The organism is Enterobacter cloacae complex sp. IR53030, from assembly GCF_049238365.1.
GTDB classification, from domain to species: Bacteria; Pseudomonadota; Gammaproteobacteria; order Enterobacterales; family Enterobacteriaceae; genus Enterobacter; species Enterobacter kobei.
Genome location: NZ_JBMKHA010000071.1, coordinates 1 through 965 on the forward strand (window position 1 = coordinate 1; position 965 = coordinate 965).

At 44.2% G+C, this 965-nt stretch carries 1 protein-coding gene; it reads right to left on the reverse strand.

The features are described 5' to 3' along the window. Positions 1-237 precede the first annotated feature (237 nt). Entirely contained in the window at positions 238-738 is a 501-nt protein-coding gene (locus ACOTXR_RS25105) for a non-heme ferritin-like protein (RefSeq protein WP_001752509.1), read from the reverse strand. Between the last annotated feature and the right edge of the window lie 227 nt (positions 739-965).

Genomic DNA, 965 nt, shown 5'->3' on the forward strand with positions numbered 1-965 from the left:
CCCAGATCCGCGAAATTTTAATCAGCGAGTCAGCTTGGGAAGAAATGACCTGCTTATTCGCACCTTCCTTAATATAAAGACACAAGCAGAGACATTTTTGGCACGATATAAAAACGCTAAGTTAAAAAATCACTATGACGTGTTGGGTATCAAATGTTCACTGGCATAAACCTCTGTTTCTGATGTAAAACAGATTTTCTGAGGAGGCGTAAAACCTCCTCGTACTGCGAAATTGATTTAGTGATAGCGATCGATCACGCCAACCAGATAGTGGTCGGTTTGCTGCATGTTGATGCCCGCTTTTTTAGCGCTGCGGACTTCATCCAGAATGATTTGCAACAGCGTCCCGTCCACGATTTCCTCTTTTCTGTATCGCTTCAGGAAGTTAATCGCTGACTTATCGTTTGCTGCCTGGGCGTCTTCCGTCAAAGAGGTCAGCGCATTAATGCGCTTCTGGTAATCGCTTACCGTCTGCTCAAACAGATCTTCCAGCGTGGAAAATTCACCGCACCGGGCGTGTTGCTCCTGTAACACCGGCGTGGCGCCGCTCTGTTTGATGTATTCGTACATGCGCATCATTTGCGTCACCGTATTTTGCGCCTGATGACGCAAAAATAGTGCGGTGCCATTAAGGCTATTCTCGCTGCACCTCTGGCTGAGCTGAAGATACAAATTTGAGGTATAAAACTCCTGATTCATTTGCGCATTCAGTTTTTGAACTATTCCGCTAGCGATCATAGGACTTCCTTATTTCTTGTCATCTCAGAAAACGGTCACTCTTCGAAAAAACAACCAGAATAAAAGCGATTCTTTCGCTTTTTTTATTGCGCCTGGTTACGCAGTCATATTCATTTTAAGTCGGGATGCTCCTTATTTAAATATCCAACCCTACTAGGCACTGTTGCAAAGTTAGCGATGAGGCAGCCTTTTGTCTTATTCAAAGGCCTTACATTTCAAAAACTCTG

Coding starts and splice junctions, on each gene's coding strand:
- ACOTXR_RS25105 (WP_001752509.1), bottom strand. CDS start 738: ATGATCGCTAGCGGAATAGTTCAAAAACTGAATGCGCAAATGAATCAG.